This window comes from Pannonibacter phragmitetus, from assembly GCF_050510895.1.
GTDB lineage: Bacteria > Pseudomonadota > Alphaproteobacteria > Rhizobiales > Stappiaceae > Pannonibacter > Pannonibacter phragmitetus_B.
In genome coordinates, this window is record NZ_JBNINT010000001.1 from 1,509,823 (window position 1) to 1,525,723 (window position 15,901).

General features: G+C 59.9%; 15 protein-coding genes and 2 pseudogenes. 9 read left to right on the forward strand and 8 right to left on the reverse strand.

The window, feature by feature from the left end; all coding sequences use genetic code 11:
- Positions 1-155 precede the first annotated feature (155 nt).
- From ACQB61_RS07090 to ACQB61_RS07110, 5 genes and pseudogenes are all read left to right on the forward strand, one after another.
- A pseudogene (locus ACQB61_RS07090) lies at positions 156-1,312 on the forward strand (ABC transporter ATP-binding protein).
- Complete coding sequence (locus ACQB61_RS07095; RefSeq protein ID WP_430512056.1) at positions 1,309-2,241, forward strand: carbohydrate ABC transporter permease; 933 nt, start codon at positions 1,309-1,311, stop codon at positions 2,239-2,241. Before ACQB61_RS07090 ends, ACQB61_RS07095 begins: the two are co-directional and overlap by 4 nt.
- Complete coding sequence (locus ACQB61_RS07100) at positions 2,241-3,062, forward strand: carbohydrate ABC transporter permease (protein ID WP_430512057.1); 822 nt, start codon at positions 2,241-2,243, stop codon at positions 3,060-3,062. The genes ACQB61_RS07095 and ACQB61_RS07100 overlap by 1 nt, the downstream gene beginning before the upstream one ends.
- A 41-nt stretch (positions 3,063-3,103) precedes the next feature.
- Entirely contained in the window at positions 3,104-4,396 is a 1,293-nt protein-coding gene (locus ACQB61_RS07105) for an ABC transporter substrate-binding protein (RefSeq protein WP_430512058.1), read from the forward strand.
- 123 nt (positions 4,397-4,519) lie between these two features.
- Positions 4,520-5,320 (forward strand): phosphodiesterase, encoded by an 801-nt coding sequence (locus tag ACQB61_RS07110; protein WP_430512059.1) that lies wholly within the window; start codon positions 4,520-4,522, stop codon positions 5,318-5,320.
- A 5-nt stretch (positions 5,321-5,325) separates the two neighbouring features.
- On the opposite strand, the gene ACQB61_RS07115 is transcribed toward ACQB61_RS07110, so the two are convergent.
- Genes ACQB61_RS07115 through ACQB61_RS07150 form a run of 8 tightly spaced genes read right to left on the reverse strand, consistent with a single transcriptional unit; the run spans position 5,326 to position 12,568 of the window.
- Positions 5,326-7,467 (reverse strand): DEAD/DEAH box helicase, encoded by a 2,142-nt coding sequence (locus ACQB61_RS07115; RefSeq protein WP_430512060.1) that lies wholly within the window; start codon positions 7,465-7,467, stop codon positions 5,326-5,328.
- A gap of 23 nt (positions 7,468-7,490) precedes the next feature.
- Positions 7,491-8,423 (reverse strand): hypothetical protein, encoded by a 933-nt coding sequence (locus ACQB61_RS07120; protein WP_430512061.1) that lies wholly within the window; start codon positions 8,421-8,423, stop codon positions 7,491-7,493.
- A 10-nt stretch (positions 8,424-8,433) separates the two neighbouring features.
- On the reverse strand, positions 8,434-8,634 hold the full coding sequence (locus ACQB61_RS07125) for an EH signature domain-containing protein (protein ID WP_430514318.1): 201 nt from the start codon (positions 8,632-8,634) through the stop codon (positions 8,434-8,436).
- Between the two features lie 26 nt (positions 8,635-8,660).
- Positions 8,661-9,746 carry an EH signature domain-containing protein gene (locus ACQB61_RS07130; RefSeq protein WP_430512062.1) on the reverse strand — a complete coding sequence of 362 codons (1,086 nt, stop codon included), beginning with the start codon at positions 9,744-9,746 and terminating at the stop codon, positions 8,661-8,663.
- On the reverse strand, positions 9,743-10,417 hold the full coding sequence (locus ACQB61_RS07135; protein WP_430512063.1) for an OmpA/MotB family protein: 675 nt from the start codon (positions 10,415-10,417) through the stop codon (positions 9,743-9,745). The genes ACQB61_RS07130 and ACQB61_RS07135 overlap by 4 nt, the downstream gene beginning before the upstream one ends.
- Before the next feature lie 26 nt (positions 10,418-10,443).
- Positions 10,444-10,710, reverse strand: a complete 267-nt coding sequence (locus tag ACQB61_RS07140; RefSeq protein WP_430512064.1) for a hypothetical protein — start codon at positions 10,708-10,710, stop codon at positions 10,444-10,446.
- The gene (locus tag ACQB61_RS07145) at positions 10,710-12,395 is read right to left on the reverse strand and encodes a hypothetical protein (protein ID WP_430512065.1); all 1,686 of its coding nucleotides are present in this window, start codon (positions 12,393-12,395) and stop codon (positions 10,710-10,712) included. Before ACQB61_RS07145 ends, ACQB61_RS07140 begins: the two co-directional genes overlap by 1 nt.
- Before the next feature lie 2 nt (positions 12,396-12,397).
- The gene (locus ACQB61_RS07150) at positions 12,398-12,568 is read right to left on the reverse strand and encodes a hypothetical protein (RefSeq protein WP_430512066.1); all 171 of its coding nucleotides are present in this window, start codon (positions 12,566-12,568) and stop codon (positions 12,398-12,400) included.
- A 7-nt stretch (positions 12,569-12,575) separates the two neighbouring features.
- Between ACQB61_RS07150 and ACQB61_RS07155 the strand changes: the two genes are divergently transcribed.
- The 4 genes and pseudogenes from ACQB61_RS07155 (at position 12,576) to ACQB61_RS07170 (ending at position 15,705) form a co-directional block, all read left to right on the forward strand.
- Entirely contained in the window at positions 12,576-12,815 is a 240-nt protein-coding gene (locus tag ACQB61_RS07155) for a hypothetical protein (protein WP_430512067.1), read from the forward strand.
- Positions 12,816-12,972: 157 nt separating this feature from the next.
- Positions 12,973-14,540: pseudogene (locus ACQB61_RS07160) on the forward strand (type I restriction-modification system subunit M).
- Positions 14,537-15,421 (forward strand): restriction endonuclease subunit S, encoded by an 885-nt coding sequence (locus tag ACQB61_RS07165; RefSeq protein WP_430512068.1) that lies wholly within the window; start codon positions 14,537-14,539, stop codon positions 15,419-15,421. The pseudogene ACQB61_RS07160 and the gene ACQB61_RS07165 overlap by 4 nt, the downstream one beginning before the upstream one ends.
- Positions 15,418-15,705, forward strand: a complete 288-nt coding sequence (locus ACQB61_RS07170; protein WP_430512069.1) for a hypothetical protein — start codon at positions 15,418-15,420, stop codon at positions 15,703-15,705. Before ACQB61_RS07165 ends, ACQB61_RS07170 begins: the two co-directional genes overlap by 4 nt.
- The last annotated feature ends 196 nt before the right edge of the window (positions 15,706-15,901 follow it).

The following is a 15,901-nucleotide window of genomic DNA, read 5'->3' on the forward strand; positions in this document are numbered from 1 at the left end:
TAGACCTATAAGATGCGCTTATCCTAATGATATTTTCTGGTTATGTAATGATGAAACTCCTGATTAAATCTGCTTAAGTCATCAAAGGGTCTCTGAAGCTTCGTCAATCTGTCATATGGAGACTTGCATATGCGCCCCTGAACAGGGAGCGCAGGATGTCGCCGCAAGCAGTCGAACTTTCCGGAATCCGCAAGACCTTTGGCAGCGAAAGCGTGCTCAAGGGCATCGATCTGTCCATCCGTCCGGGTGAATTTCTCTCACTGGTCGGTTCCTCCGGCTGTGGCAAATCCACGCTGTTGCGGGTTATCGCCGGGCTTGAGATGCCGGATCAGGGCCCGGGGCAGGGCAAGGTTAGCATCGGCGGCTCAGATGTGACCGGCATGGACCCGAGCGACCGGAACCTTGCCATGGTGTTCCAGTCCTACGCGCTTTACCCGCACATGAGCGTCCGCCAGAACATCGCCACCCCTTGCGCATGCGCCGTCTGCCCGTCTCCGCCCGCCTGCCGCTGGTTGGTGGCCTGATGGCGCCAAAGGCACGCCTTGCCGAAATTTCAGCCGCCGTCGAGGACGCCGCCGAAACCCTTCAGATCGGCCATCTTCTGGACCGCAAGCCCGCCCAGCTTTCCGGTGGCCAGCGCCAGCGCGTGGCACTGGCCCGGGCGCTGGTGCGCTCTCCGGCTGCTTTCCTGATGGATGAGCCATTGTCGAACCTTGATGCCAAGCTGCGCGCCCACATGCGCGAGGAGCTGGCGGCTCTGCACCGGCGCCTGGGCGCAACCTTCATCTATGTCACGCACGACCAGATCGAAGCCATGACCATGTCGGACCGCATCGCGCTGATGTCGGAAGGGCGGATCGAGCAGCTGGGCACACCGGATGAGCTCTACCGCCGCCCGGCGACGCTGACGGTGGCCCGCTTCATTGGCATGCCGGCGATCAACCTTTTGCCAGCCGAGATCAGCGCTGAAGGCCGCGTCCAGGCTTTGGGGCAGGATCTGGGAGTGCAGGTGGCCGCACAAGGGACCGAAACCGCCACCATCGGCTTGCGCCCGGAAGATTTGGTCCCTGCATCAGATGGGCTTGCCGTGCGCGTTCTGCGCGCCGAAATGCACGGTGCCGACCGCTATGTCAGCTGCGCGCTTGTTGGCCGGGATGATCTCGTCCTGACCTTCCGCCAGTCCGCTGCCGAGCCTCTCGCCATCTCGCCGGAAGGCACGCTGCACCTGTCTTTTGCGCCGGAGCGGCTGCATGTCTTCGGTGCCGATAGCCTGCGCCGCGAAACCGCGAAAACGGGGAGGGCGGCAGCATGAGTGTGACCAGCCTCGGCCTTGAGACCGGAGAGGCCGCGCCCCTGCCGCGCTGCCGCTCACGCATGGAGCGGCGCATGATGGCGCGGGGGCTGATGTTCGCCGCCCCTGCCAGCCTGGTTCTGCTCGGTATCTACATTCTGCCCGTCATCATCCTTGCCGGGTTTTCCGTCACCGACTATCAGCTTGGCGCATTGTCCTTCCGTTTCATTGGTCTTGATAATTTTGCGCAGGCCTTCTCCGACCCGGTGTTCATGCGGGCGCTGCGCAACACCGCGCTCTATGCGGCCCTGGTCATTCCCTTTGGCGTGGGTCTGGGACTTGGGGTGGCACTGCTGGTCAATGCCCGCAAGCGCAGCCGCGGCTTCTGGGAAGTGGCTTACTTCCTGCCCGTCACGGCAACGCTCGTCGCCATGGCCACCGTCTGGCAGTTCCTGCTGCATCCCTCCATCGGCCCGGTGAATGCCGCCATCAAGTGGCTGGGCTTCGAGCCTGTTTCCTTCCTCTCCGATCCGGCGCTCTTGATCCCTTCCATGGCGATCATCGGCATCTGGCAGGTGCTGGGTTTCAACATGGTGCTGTTTCTGGCCGGACTTACCGCCATTCCGCAGGACCTTTATGAAGCCGCAAGGCTGGATGGTGCCCGCTCGCCGCTGGACCGGTTCCTGACGGTCACCTGGCCGATGCTGGGGCCAACCACGCTTTTCGTCGTGGTCACCACCTCCATCTCCGCCTTCAAGGTTTTCGAGACGGTGGCCGTTCTGACCAAGGGGCGCTTCGGCTCCGAGACGCTGCTCTTCGCGCTCTATCTCGAAGGCTTTGAATATTCCAACACCGGCTATGCCGCCGCGCTGACGCTGATCTTCCTTGCAATCGTGCTGGTGCTGTCCATCGGGCAGACGGTGCACATGGACCGGAAGGTGCATTACTGATGGCCGTCCTTCGCCGCCTTGCCCCTCATCTGGTTCTGGCCCTTGGCGCAGCCTTCATGCTGCTGCCGTTCTACTGGATGCTGCTGACCTCCATCCGCCCGCCTGCGGAGATCTTCAACGTCTCGCTCTGGCCATTCCCGGACCAGTTCGACGGGGCGGAGAACTATTCCCGCGCCGCCAGCCAGGTGCCCATGGCGCGCTTCATGCTGAATGGCGCCATCGTCTGCGGCGGTATTCTGATCGTGCAGATCCTGACGGCCGTGCCTGCGGCCTATGCCTTGGCCAAGCTCCGCTTCCCCGGCCGCCGCCTGCTGCTCGGTCTCGTCATCGCGGCGCTCTGCGTGCCCATGCAGGCACTGGCCCTGCCGCTGTTTGTCGGGCTCGCCTGGACCAAGATGCTCAACACCTATGTGGCGATGATGCTGCCGTTCTTCCTGTCGGTCTTCGCCATCTTCCTGTTCCATCAGTCCTTCCGCAGTTATCCGGACGAAATCATCGAGGCCGCCCGCATGGATGGCTTTTCGGAGATGGAAATCTGCTGGGGTCTGGTGCTGCGCGGCTCGCTGCCCTCGCTCGCGGCCTTCTCGGTCTTCTCCGTGGTGGCCCACTGGAATGACCTTTACTGGCCGATGATCGTCGTCACCGACGTCAACCTCGCCCCGCCGCCGCTCGGCATGCTGTTCTTCGCCGATGCGGAGACGGGCGCTAACTATGGCGCGCTGATGGCCGGTGCCACTCTCATCACCGCACCCATGGTGCTGTGCTTCCTCCTTGCCCGCCGTCATTTCATCGCGGGCATCACCATGACCGGTGTCAAATGACCCGGCCTTTCTCCTCCTCCCAACCGCATCCGGAGACTGTCATGAAGATCACTCGCCGCACCGCCATCGGCGGTCTTGCTCTCGGCCTTGCCATGGCCGGGCTTGGCAAGCCTGCCTTCGCCGATCAGATCACGCTGGACGTGCTCTACAACCTGCCGGGCTTCACCAAGTTTCATCAGCCGCTGGCCGATGAGTTCATGAAGAACAACCCGGACATCAAGATCAACTTCCTTGCCCCTGCCGCCGGCTACAACGAAGGCCAGCAGCAGGTGCTGCGCGCCGCCGTGACGGGCAACCTGCCGGATGTCTATTTCTCCGGCTATAACCTGACGGCGGAACTCGTCCACACGCTGGCCCCGCGCAACCAGATCACCGATCTGACGCCCTTCATCGAAGCCGAAGGCGGCCAGGCGTTCCTGGATGCCAACTACAGCCCGAAGATGGCCGCTCTCGGCCAGATCGACGGCAAGCAGTATGGCCTGCCGGTCAACGCTTCCTCGCCGATCATGTATATCAACGCCGATCTGGTGAAGAAGGCGGGCGGCGACCCGGACAAGATGCCCACCACCTTCGAGGGCCTCATCGAGCTGGCCGCGAAGATCCATGCCCTTGACCCGAAGATTGCCGGCATGGGCTATGACATCAACGGCTGGCCGGATGACTGGCTGTGGCAGGCGCTGATTTTCCAGCAGGGCGGCCGTCTGGTCGATGCGGAAACGAAGACCGTTGCCTTCGACAACGAAATTGGCCTCAATGCCATGAAGCTGACCCGCCGTTTCGTCACCGAAGGCGGCCAGAACCTTCTGGACTGGGACCAGTCGCGCCAGCAGTTCGGCGCAGGCCTCACCGGCTTCATCTTCTCCACGCCGGCCCACGTGCAGACCATCGAAGGCCTGGTGGGTGACCGCTTCACGCTGAAGACCGCCACCTTCCCGCTGGACAACAAGGATACCGGCGGCGTGCCGACCGGCGGCAACTCTGCTGTGATCCTGACGCAGGACAAGTCCAAGCAGGACGCGGCCTGGAAGTATCTGAAGTGGATCACCGGTCCGCAGGCGCAGGACACCATCGTGCGCATCACCGGCTATCTGCCGACCAACAAACTGGCCACCGGTCCGGACTTCCTCGCACCCTTCTATGCCGAGAAGCCGAACGTGAAGACCGCTTCCCTGCAGGCTGACCGCTCCATGCCCTGGGCCGGCTATCCGGGCGGCGATTCCGTGCGCATCTGGCGCACCCAGCGCGACATCATCGGTGCCGTCATGCGCGGCGAACTGACGCCGGAAGACGGCCTGAAGCAGGTGGTCGAGCAGACCAACGCCCTGATGAAGTGATGCTTTTCCCGGCTGCCTGCATCTTGCGGCAGCCGGGCACAGACATTTGACCGTTGAGGCTGCGGGGGTCTGGTTCCCGCAGCCTTTTCATGCCGCCCTTGCGTAGCCCTCAGGACACATTCCATGAAAATCATCCAGCTCACCGACACCCACCTGATGCCCCCTGGCGCAGTGGTGAATGGTGTTGATCCGGAGCGCCAGCTCCGCCTTGCCGTTGAGGACATTCTTGCCCGTCATGGGGATGCGGATTTGATGGTCATCACAGGTGACCTGTGCAATCACGGTGATCCGGAAGCCTATGCGCTGCTGCGCGAGATCCTGGCGCCCGTGCCCTTCGAAGTGCGCCTTCTGATCGGCAACCACGACCGCCGCCCGGAGTTCCGCGACGCCTTCCCGGAGCGTCCGGTGGACGGGCAGGGCTTCGTCCAGTCCTTCAAGGATACGGACCATGGCCGGCTGCTGTTTCTGGACACCCATGAAGCGGGCATGATCGGCGGGCTCTATGGTGCGGACCGCATGGCCTTTCTCGATGAAGCGCTGGCCGGGGCAGGGGATGTGCCCGTCACCGTCTTCATCCATCACCCGCCCTTCGATTGTGGCATCGGCCATTTCGAGAACATCGGCCTGCATGATGACGGCGCGCTGATGCAGCGCCTTGGCGCCCATCCGGGCGGCGTGCGCCACATCGTTTTCGGCCACATCCACATCCCCATGGCAGGCACGGCGGCCAACGGCATCGCCTACAGTTCCGGTCAGGCAACCGGCCACCGCTTCATCACCGACCTCGCCGACCCATGCCCCTGGTGGACCGGCGGCAACCCCACCTACCGCATCCTCCTCCTCGACGCCCACGGCCTGCGCGCCTACACCGCCGAGACGTCGCAAGTGGCAACCAGCCGCGCAGCGCGGTGCGAGGGGCCGTGAGGGGGCTATGGCAGCCGGATGGATCCATCGGGCTGCATTTCTGGAGGTGGCAGTCCATCGCGTTCAAACATTGCGTGCATTGAGCCAGCTATGGCATCGCCGTCCTGCCTGGTTGGGCTATCGCTCAGCAGATGCTGAAGCTCGCTGATATCGGATTGCGTATCACCCATCGGCCACAGCGCTGCGGCTGCCAGGCGGCGTTTCCGGTTCATGAGGCTTTGGAGAAGGCAGTCGAATGTCTGTTCCCGGTATTCCGGATGAATGGCCATTGGAAGATGAACTGACACCGGCCGTGTCTGTCCGAGACGGTGTACGCGATCGTTGCACTGTTCCTCAACCGCTGGATTCCACCATCTTGACAGATGAATAACATGGGTTGCTGCAGTTAGCGTCAGGCCGGTACCTGCTGCCTTTGGGCCAAGGACAAGAAGATCGAAGCCTCCGTCTACCTCGAGGTGACGCTGGAACCGATTGACGATGGCCTGCCGTTTCTGGATTGGCGTGTCACCATTTATAAGGTCAATCTGCTTTAGACCGAATTCAGCCTTCACAAGTTCGATAAACCTGTACTGCATCTGACGATGCTCAATAAAGACGAGCGCTCTTTCGCTCTTCTCCGAAATGGAACGCAAGATGCTCATCGCAGCGGTCAGGCGTGCGGATTCCTTGATAAAGGCTGCATTGTCAGCTGTTGCCCCCATCCCGGGGTGAACTGATACACTCCGGATATGGTGCAGCATCCTCAGTTGCGCTCCCAATCCACCGCTTGCGAGTTTTAGTTTGGCATCATCATATGCGGTTGCCTGAACGGTTGGCATGAGACGGGGGTGAAGGCGTCTGGTCTTCTCCGGAAGATCTCTCGCCACCATGTCCTTGATGCGCCGAATCGCAAGTGCGGGCTTTCTTCCTGAAGGTTCGAAGGTTCTCTGATAGAGTTCCCGCATGCTTTCTGGAGTAGGGTCAGCATACTGTTCCCTGAATTCCTTGAGAGTTCCCAATGCTCCGGGAGCAATTCTGTCCATGATGGCCCACAGGTCGACTGTGGTGTTTTCGATGGGGGTACCCGTCAAGCCAATACAGAAATCGGTATTTACGGAGCGCGCAGCCTTTGCCCGCAGGCTGAACGGGTTTTTCAAAGCCTGGATCTCGTCAAACACCGTTGCTGCAAATCTGATGCGTCCCAATGAGTGCTGGAAATTGGTCAGGGTTGTATAGGTTGTCAGCACCCAGTACCGGTGTGCGCGGTTATCCTGAATGGCTTCGTGCAAGGCACTCAGGTCCAGCTTCGCAATGCCGTCATCCGTATCTTTTCCCGCATAGCCAGCCTTCTTCTGGCTGGAAATTCCGCTGCCGAAAAGCCGGATGACATTACCAAGACCAGGCTCCTGCATGTGATTGCGAACCTCCATCTGCCAGTTTTCAAGCAGAGAGGTTGGCGCCACGATCAGTACCGGTCCTCTGGGCATGGCCTGGGATTGTGCCATGTTGTCCTTTAACCAAGCGAGGAAAGTGATGGTTTGAAGGGTCTTACCGAGGCCCTGTTCATCAGCGTTGAGGATCCCAGGCAATCCTGCGCGCCATGCGTCAGCTTGCCATTCGAAGCTCGCTCTCTGATGTTCCTTCAACGGGGTCAGGATTGCTGGAGGCACCGCGATGGGTATGACGGATTGCCTTGGCCTCAAGCCAGCTTGCCATTTCAGGTCCTCGAAATTGTCCTTGGTGTCAAGCACCAGCGGAGCACCCGGCGACGGCGGTAGTTGCTCCGGATCGTCACTGCCCTCGATTTCCTTTTCAGCAATCTTGCCATTCAGCAGCGCAACTGTTTCCGGACGGGCGGGCAACTCGATAGCATCAAAGTTTACATGTTTCTCACCTGCGGCAATCCCGTCGATGACTTGATCCCGCAGGCTAGTCAGTTCCCTGTGCCCAAGTGGGGCGAGGGCCTCCTTGAGGATCTGCGCGAACTCCTCCGGCAGCCAGGCCGTGCCGCTACCGGTAATTTCCTGATCCGGCTTCTGATATGCAATGATCCCTGTGACACGTTCCGAGAACTCTGCTGTCTCGATGAAGAGCGGGCCAGCCGCAGCCTCAATGGCCTCTTGCTGGCCTGAATCCGATAAACCATCCAGTTTGCCGCTTTCACGCAATTGACGCTCAATTGCCTCGCTGATCAGACGTTGGGGGTTCTGGATGAAAGCACGTCTTTCCGAAAGGGGGCCTTCTGCATGCGCGCCATCACGTCGAGTGCAGGTGCTGCCGCCCTGTCGATGACAAGATAGTTGCCCGGAGAAAGACGGTAGGCTGCAAGTGCTCCCCGGCTGCGAACCTGGGATTGGAAGCGCTGGAGTTCCTGACCTGCGAGTTCGCTCTGATCCTCGCTGACAGATCCCGCTTCAAGTTCGCCATCGTCTCCCCGGATCCGTTGTCTGGAGAACGGAACCACTTCAAAGTCTTCAGTTCCGGAAGTTGAGATGGAAAAACTGTCTGCCAGCCGTACTTCAAGCCCCGACAGAAAGTCCGTCATTGACGATCGTGCGGATACCTCGCCATGGGCCATGGAGACGCCTGGCTCCAGTGCCTGCCGGAATCTGGCCAGCGCTTCCCAGTCGTGCGCATCGCCCTGACCCGGTCGAAAGCCATCTGCCACATCCAGCGCTTCCATCATCCAGAGCGGGATACGGTAGTGTTGCCCGCCCATGGACAGGATCGAGCCGGATCGCTTTGGAAAGACGCGCTGTCCCTGGCGAAACCATTCGTACCGAAGCTTGAACCCAGACGAACCGAGAAGTCCTTCCGCGTCGGTCCGCAGAAGCAGATCCGTGAGGCGGGGAAGGCCGAGGACTGCAGCCGTCGAACTGTCCAGGCTGGCAACAAGCCGGTGCGGCAAGCGGATTTCGCTGCTTGAAACAGAAAGTTCAAGCCGGAGCGTGGCGGCTAGCGCCCTGAAGTCGGCAAGCGCAAAAGCCAGATCCAGCTCTTCCGGCTTCAGCGCCTGCAGGTCTGGAGTGTTGCCTTTGCCGCGCAACCGCGCCAGGAGGCCGGCTGCTTCGGGTTCGGCACTCACCACGACTTCGCGGTCATCAAACGAGTATTTGAACTTCACGGACCTTCCCTCAGATGTTGCGGAGCACCCAGTCTTCCCAGCCGCTGTGGTGAGATTTTGCATTTGCTCCCGGCGTAAGACGGATTTCTTCGCAATCGTAACTTGGCTGATAGAGCTTGGGGCTGCGAGCATCCGAATTCTGGAAGATGTGAACCTTGTAACTGTGCGACCCTTCCACCACGATCCTGCGGCCAATCTGAAGAATCAGCAGAGACGTGTTGTTGCGCCCGCCACCGGCTACTTGACGGCCATATCCCGGATCCCTTCCACGCGATTGCGTGCAATGCGCCTGCGTGCTTCCTCAGCACCTTTTTCGCTGAAGGCGACCCAGGCGGCATCAATCTGACCGGCGCGATAGAGGCCAAGCCAGAATTTCCGTCGTGGCTCCCACATATGGCTATCTTCAACGGCTGAAACCACGTCCAGGAAGAAGCGGATGTTCTCGCCGGTCAACCAACGGAAAAGGACTGCCATGAGATTGTCCGGAACTCCACTCCATGCTCCGCCCTTGTTGAGGCGAGGGTCCCCGTAAAGGAGAACCAGACTTTGAATCAGATAGCTCCGGTCATCTTCTGCCGGGCTGGCGTCTGTCCAAGGTTCAAGCAGGGCTGTTATGGCTTCGCTTGCGCCCAATATCTTTGCTTCCTGCCGGTCGGGCTTCAGCCAGCCGATCATGCGTTCCATACCGTTGCGGGTCTTGAGCTCGGACCTGATCTTCTTCACATAGGCAAGATGTGCATGCGCCATCAGCCCGGTGTCATGCGGCTTGTGAAATCCCAGTTCCTTGAGGCCATTCCAGGGGCTCGTCATCGGGCGCATCAGAGTGCTGATGTGTTCGTGCGCGTTAATTGGGTCGAGCACACGAGGTTCCGTCATCAGCAGCTTGTACCAGCGGGCTCCGATCCTGCCTCCGGCTGACGTGAGTGCTTCAGCAAGGCTGCGTGTATGAGCCGCTCCTGGCTCATAACTCGTCATGTAGACCGAGAACATGGCGTTCAGGAAACCTGGCCGTGTCGAGGCTTTGATTTCGTCGAAATAGAAGTTCCGCAGCAGCTCCAGATCCGGACGGCTCCTGCGCTCCATATCGAAAAGCGCTCGGGCTGCAGAGGTTACCAGAAAGAGCTTCGTTCCCTCCCAGTTGCCGGTCTCCACGCGGGCCCGCATCTCCTGCACCAGCTGTTCCCTGTCCTTCTCCGGCGGGTCTCCAGCTCCATCAGGCCATCTTTCGATGATGCGGCTCGTCGTGGAAACCAGTCTGTTCAGGGCAGGCAGCGCCGCGGTTGCCAGACGCAGGGGCCGGGAGAGCTTTTGTTCGAGGCTCATGGGTTGCCTCCGTTGCGGTTGCCCGCTTCAAGAGACTTGCGTATCCGGCCGATCTCCTCGGAACGGCTTGGCGTGTACATGATGATGCGAAGATCGACACGGCGGTTCGTATCACGGCCAGCCTTGCTGGCATTGTCAGCCACGGGGCGCATCTGGCCATAGCCGGCAACAGATAGCACCGGTTGCCCGCGCAGGTTCTGGAAATCCATCAGGCCCGAAACGCTATCCGTCATGACGGTGAAGGTCGAGTTTGCCCGGTTCGTTGAAAGCGTCAGGTTGCTGTTGGAATTGCCCGTGCTGTCCGTGTGCCCTTCGATCTGAAGAGCCTCTATGACAACACCGCCCGGATTACAGGTGCTGGTCCAGCGGGTGCTTGGGCCGAGGGTGTAACACGGCAGAAGCTCGCCAAGGCGCCGCGCAACGCTGGTGACGATTGGGCGCCGGTCGGCACGGAGCTCAGAGGAATTCGTGTCGAAGAGGCCGTCACCCTGAAACCGGAGTGCATCCGATTGCTCGCTGACCTCGACCTTCAGGTCGGGGAAGTCGATCTTCACCTGTTCGCGCAGGCGCTCGAGAATCCGGCGTCTCTCAAGGGCAGCGTCGGCCAGATAGGCTTCAAGCGGGTTCTTGACTTCCAGGTGCTTTCGCAGGCGCTCCAGTTCCGCTTTCAACTCTGCGATTTCCTGCGTCTGGGCTTCTACAGTCTCTTCAAGTTCGCGGATCCTTGCGTCTTTTTGCTCAATCTGCTGACGAAGATCTTCAGCCGTGCGTTCTGCAGCCTGCCGAAGCTCCGCTCCGCGACAAGCTCGGAGCGCGGCACCTGATCCGTGTCGCTGTACTGGCTGGCAAAGAAGGCGAGCAGCAGGATGACGATGAAGAGAAAGCTCACCGTCATGTCCGTCATGGACACAAAGGCGCTTTCCTCTTCCTCTTCCTGGTGAGTGCGGCGGGACGAGGCGCGCATCAGACCCTCCGCGACTGCGGCGAGAACTCTTCCATCTGGGCAACGATGTTGCTCATCGTATCCAGCGCAGGATTGAGACGTTCCTGGAGCTCCTTGACATGGCCGAACATGCCGTCAACCGCCGCCTGCACCTGCGAAGCGTAGATGTCAAAGGCCTTGCCAAGGCTTTCGTCCATGCTGTCCAGCCGGTCACCCTGCTTGCGCAGATTGTCGAGGGCTATGTTGATTGCGGCCAGCTTTGCGTCGATGGCCGAGGCCTGTGCCTGCACGATGTCATTGATCGCCGCCATGGTTGAGGCTGCGGACTGGGTTGTTGTTTCTGCCGATTTTGCAATCGTTCCGGCAGCCCGCTGGGTGCTGTCGTTGAGCTGGCGGATGGACGCTTCCATCCGCTCCGAAATGGCCTGTACCGGAGCTGCTGCTGCCGTAAGGTCATTTGCCGCTGAACGGAACCCGGTTGCCGCGGCCGTGGAGGCCTCCGCACCATCGCGCACGCCTTCAGCAAAGCGGCGCAGGTCGGCCGAGCCTTGCTGCAGCTTGCCAGTGACATCGGAGAGGTGACCCGCGATGGCAGTAATCGGGCCCAGGATATCATCTGCGGCCTTTGCCGAAACTTCGGCGGCCACCCGGGCAATTTCGCTGCTGGTGCGGGAGAAAGCATCTGCCACGCCCTGGCCTGCAGAGCCAATGAAGGCACTGGCCTCGCTGCTTGCGGCCTGCATCCGGGCCTGTGCTGCCTCGCTGCCGCTCTTTGCGGCGGCTTCGATTTCATCACGGAAGGCCGTTGCGGATTTGCGCATGTCCTCAGCTGCTGCCGACATGGCGCGGGCACCTTCTCCGGTGTTTTCGCGGATGCCTTCCAGCGTCTGGTTCATCACCCGCAGAAGCTTTTCGGTGCCCTCGGACAGCGCGCTGCCGGCCGTCTCGGCAGAGCTGGCCATGGCTGAGCGCAACTCCTCCACAGCCAGAGCTACACGCTGGACCGCCGTCTCCATTTCCGCGCCCATCCTGCCGGAACTCATGTCCATCCGGTCGCTCAGCAGGCTGATCTTGTCGCCTGCGTCCGAAATGCGCTGCGCGGCTTCGGTCAGTGCCAGGCCCACCTTGTCGGTCAGCTGGCTGGAGAGGCCGGTGACCATGTCGCCGACACCCTCGACCCCCATCTGCCCGACCCGCTCCACCAGCGGTGCCATGGCGGTGTTGATGGAATTCGAAATGGCCAAAGGCAGTTCTTCCCGCAAGGGGCGGCCAAGTTCTGCAACCAGTTCCGTGCCGATCAGACGGAAATGCTCTTTCTGTTCCCGCGTAGCGCGCAGTTGCTCGGCTGCCAAATACTCAAGGCTGATGTAGGTCAGTTTGGACTCGATGACATGGCAGAGCGCATGCAGCTTCTTGTCGACCTTGCCCTGCATCCGCCGGTACAAAACCGTGAGAATGATGGAACACAGAAGACCTGTCAGCGACATGATGAACTTCGCCGAAGCAACCTTCAGCAGGTTCTGCATGGCGCGAGCCGAGATGTCCGCTTCTGCCGTTATTCCGTCCAGAGCGGAAATCAGGCCCAGGAACGTGAAGAACAGGCCCATGCTGACAAAAAGGCCCGGCACGATGCGCCAGGAGCCGGGGCCAAAACCCAGATCATCGGTGTTGAGGAAGACCGAAGGCCGCACAGCGTTGCGCAGCACAGTCACTCCATCTTCATCATGGGAAACAAGGGTTTCCCTGTATTCCCCCAGGCGGTGGCCAGTGGCTTCCTGTAGCTGTCGCCCTCGGCCTCGGTCAGGATCGTTCCGCCGATTTCGTCAATCTGGCTGCTGAAGTTGGAGCCTTCCTCGCCATCCTGAACGATTTCGCGCATCCATTCGATGGATCTCGGCCTGCCGCCACTTTTCGAACCAGAAACGTGCCGCAAGTGCGGCAAGGGCAACGAAAAACAGCAGTGCAACAAGACCCGGCGTCCCGTCCAGCTTCAGCAGACCGGCACAAAAAAGGATCGCGTTCTTGACCGGAACGCCAACAAAATCCACCCAACTCACTGTAAAAAGCCCCTATGCCCAGTTGCAACGCAAGAAAACACCCCGATTCAAATCGTTAACGAAATATGACGCGGTTGGGAAGTGCACAATCGCAGGGCGAGGGAGGGTGCTTCCGGCAGCGGGCACGGCGGGTGTTGAAACAGCGGCTCAACCGGAGCCTGCGGCTTTTGCCGGTGATCCTGTCCGGTTACTGTGCGGGCAAAGATCAGATTCGTGGAAGATGTGCATGTTGAACGGTGAGATCCGAAGCAAGGTCGATCAGGTGTGGAATGCCTTCTGGGCCGGGGGCATTGCCAATCCGCTGGAGGTGATCGAGCAGATCACCTACCTCCTGTTCATGCGCGGGCTGGATGACCGGCAGACGCGGGAAGAGAACAAGGCGATGGCATTTGGCCGCCCCATGGAGCGGGTCATTTTCCCCGAAGGCGTCTATCGCACGTTGCGCGACGAAGAGACTGGCGCGGTGAAGGAGGAAATCACCTATGCCATGTTGCGCTGGTCCCGGTTCCGTCATGACGATCCGGCCCGCATGTTCTTCATCGTTGCGGAACATGTCTTCCCCTTCCTGCGCGAGATGGGCGAGAAGGGCACGGCCCACGCCGAGCACATGAAGGATGCCCGCTTCACCATCCCAACGCCGGGCCTCCTGGCGAAGGTGGTGGACATGCTGGCGGACATTCCGCTGGAAGACCGCGACACCAAGGGCGACCTCTACGAATACATGCTGGGCAAGATTGCCAGCGCCGGCCAGAACGGCCAGTTCCGCACGCCGCGCCATATCATCAACCTGATGGTGGAACTGACCGCCCCGGCGCCGCAGGACGTGATCTGCGATCCGGCCAGCGGCACCTGCGGCTTTCTGGTGGGGGCGGGGAGTATCTGCGTGACAACCATGCAGCGCTGTTCCGCGACAGCGAGGCGCGGGCGCATTTCCATTCCGGCATGTTCCATGGCTACGACTTCGACCGCACCATGCTGCGCATCGGCTCCATGAACATGCAGCTGCACGGGGTGGAAGGGGCCGATATCCGCTACCGGGACTCGCTCGCCTCCGCCCATGGCGATGATGCGGACAAATATTCGCTGATCCTTGCCAACCCGCCCTTTGCCGGGTCGCTGGATTTCGAGACCACCAGCGCGGATCTTCTGAAGATCGTCAAGACGAAGAAGACCGAGCTTCTGTTCATGGCCCTGTTCCTGAAGCTGCTGAAGCCGGGCGGGCGGGCTGCCGTGATCGTGCCGGACGGGGTGCTGTTCGGCTCCTCCACCGCGCACAAGGCCATCCGCAGGATGCTGGTGGAGGACCACAAGCTGGACGCTGTCGTCAAGCTGCCGTCCGGCGTGTTCAAGCCTTATGCCGGCGTGTCCACGGCCATCGTCTTCTTCACCAAGACCAATTCCGGCGGCACGGATCACGTCTGGTTCTATGATGTTCAGGCCGATGGCATGAGCCTGGATGACAAGCGCCAGATGCTGGTCAGCGAGGACAAGTTCGGCCCCATGCCGAAAGTTGCCCTTTCCGCAGAGGAGCATGACAGGAACAACCTGCCGGATGTTGTGGCCCGCTGGCAGGCGCGCAACGGCAGCGAGCGCGGCAACCCGCGCACCGGCCAGAGCTTCACCGTCAGTCGCGAAGAAATCGCCGCCACCGGCTATGACCTGTCGCTCAACCGCTACAAGGAAGTGGTGCATGAAGCCGCTGACCACCGCCCGCCGAAGGAGATCATCGCCGAACTGCTGGCGCTGGAGGATGAAATTGCGGCGGGGCTGAAAGAGCTGGAGGCGATGCTGTGAGTGTGCGCATGGTTCCAATTGGCGAGGTCGTCGAAAAGATTTCGACCTGGAATCCCCAGAGCCAAATGGATGGCGAATTTGATTACATTGATCTGAGCGCCATTGATCAAGATACGAAGTGCATTGTAAAGCCAACTCGTCTATCAAATTCAGAGGCGCCCAGCCGCGCGCGTCAACTGGTGGCCTCCGGTGATGTTCTCGTTGCTACTGTTAGACCGAATCTGAACGGTGTTGCCAAAGCATGTGTTGAACATGATGGAATGACGGCATCAACCGGCTTTTGTGTCCTTAGGCCCAGGCAAAAGATTCTTTGCGAAAACTATTTGTTTCAATGGGTGAAAAGCTCATCCTTTGTGAAGGACATGGTTCAAAAGGCTACCGGTGCCAGCTATCCGGCTGTTAGCGATCGTATAATCAAAGAGTCAGTGATCCCCCTGCCACCCCTTGATGAGCAGAAGCGGATTGCGGCGATACTGGACAAGGCCGATGCGCTGCGTGCCAAGCGCCGCCACGCCATCACCCTCCTCGACAGCCTAACCCAGTCGATCTTTCTGGAGATGTTTGGGGACCCGGTGAGTAATCCGAGGGGATGGAAAAGCTACTCGCTGGATCGCGTTGCCAAGTTTTATGCTGGAAACTCTCTCCCTGTGGGCCAGATTTTTGTAGGCCAAGAAAATGGCTATCTCCTATTGAAAGTTTCAGATCTTAACAGGCCGGAAAACGCTGAAATGATTAAGTGCGCGGGTCTTTTCTCAGACGAACCTGGATCGCGTTCTGGAACTGCTCCTGCAGGAGCTATAGTTTTCCCCAAAAGGGGAGGGGCAATTGCAACAAATAAGAAAAAATTCTTGGAAGGCCTGCGATTCTTGACCCAAATATGATGGGGGTTGCGCCAATTGATGGTATTGTTGATCCTTTTTTTATGTTTTCGTGGTTTAAATTCTTGGATTTGACAAGTATTTCATCTGGAAGTTCAGTTCCGCAGTTGAATAAGCAAGATCTTGCTCCTTTGGTTGTGAACCTTCCTCCGTTTGACCTGCAAAGGGAGTATGGAGCTTGTATTGAGCGGATATCGGTAAGCGCGCTCGACGGAGCTAACTCTCAACGAGCTGCAGACTCTCTCTTCGCCTCCCTCCAGCACCGCGCCTTCACCGGCCAGCTCTGAAGCACTTCTGATCCGCGCTGCCGCCAGTGCCGCCAGCTTGCAGGCCTGTTCCGGCAGCGCGGGGAAAGCCGTTGGAAGAAAACAAGCGGACCGGTCTCCCGGTCTCCCGGGCTGCTGACAGACCTTTTGCCTCTCCATCATTATCCCCGGCCTCGTGCCGGGGATCTATGCAAATCAATGATTTATATAGTCCTTC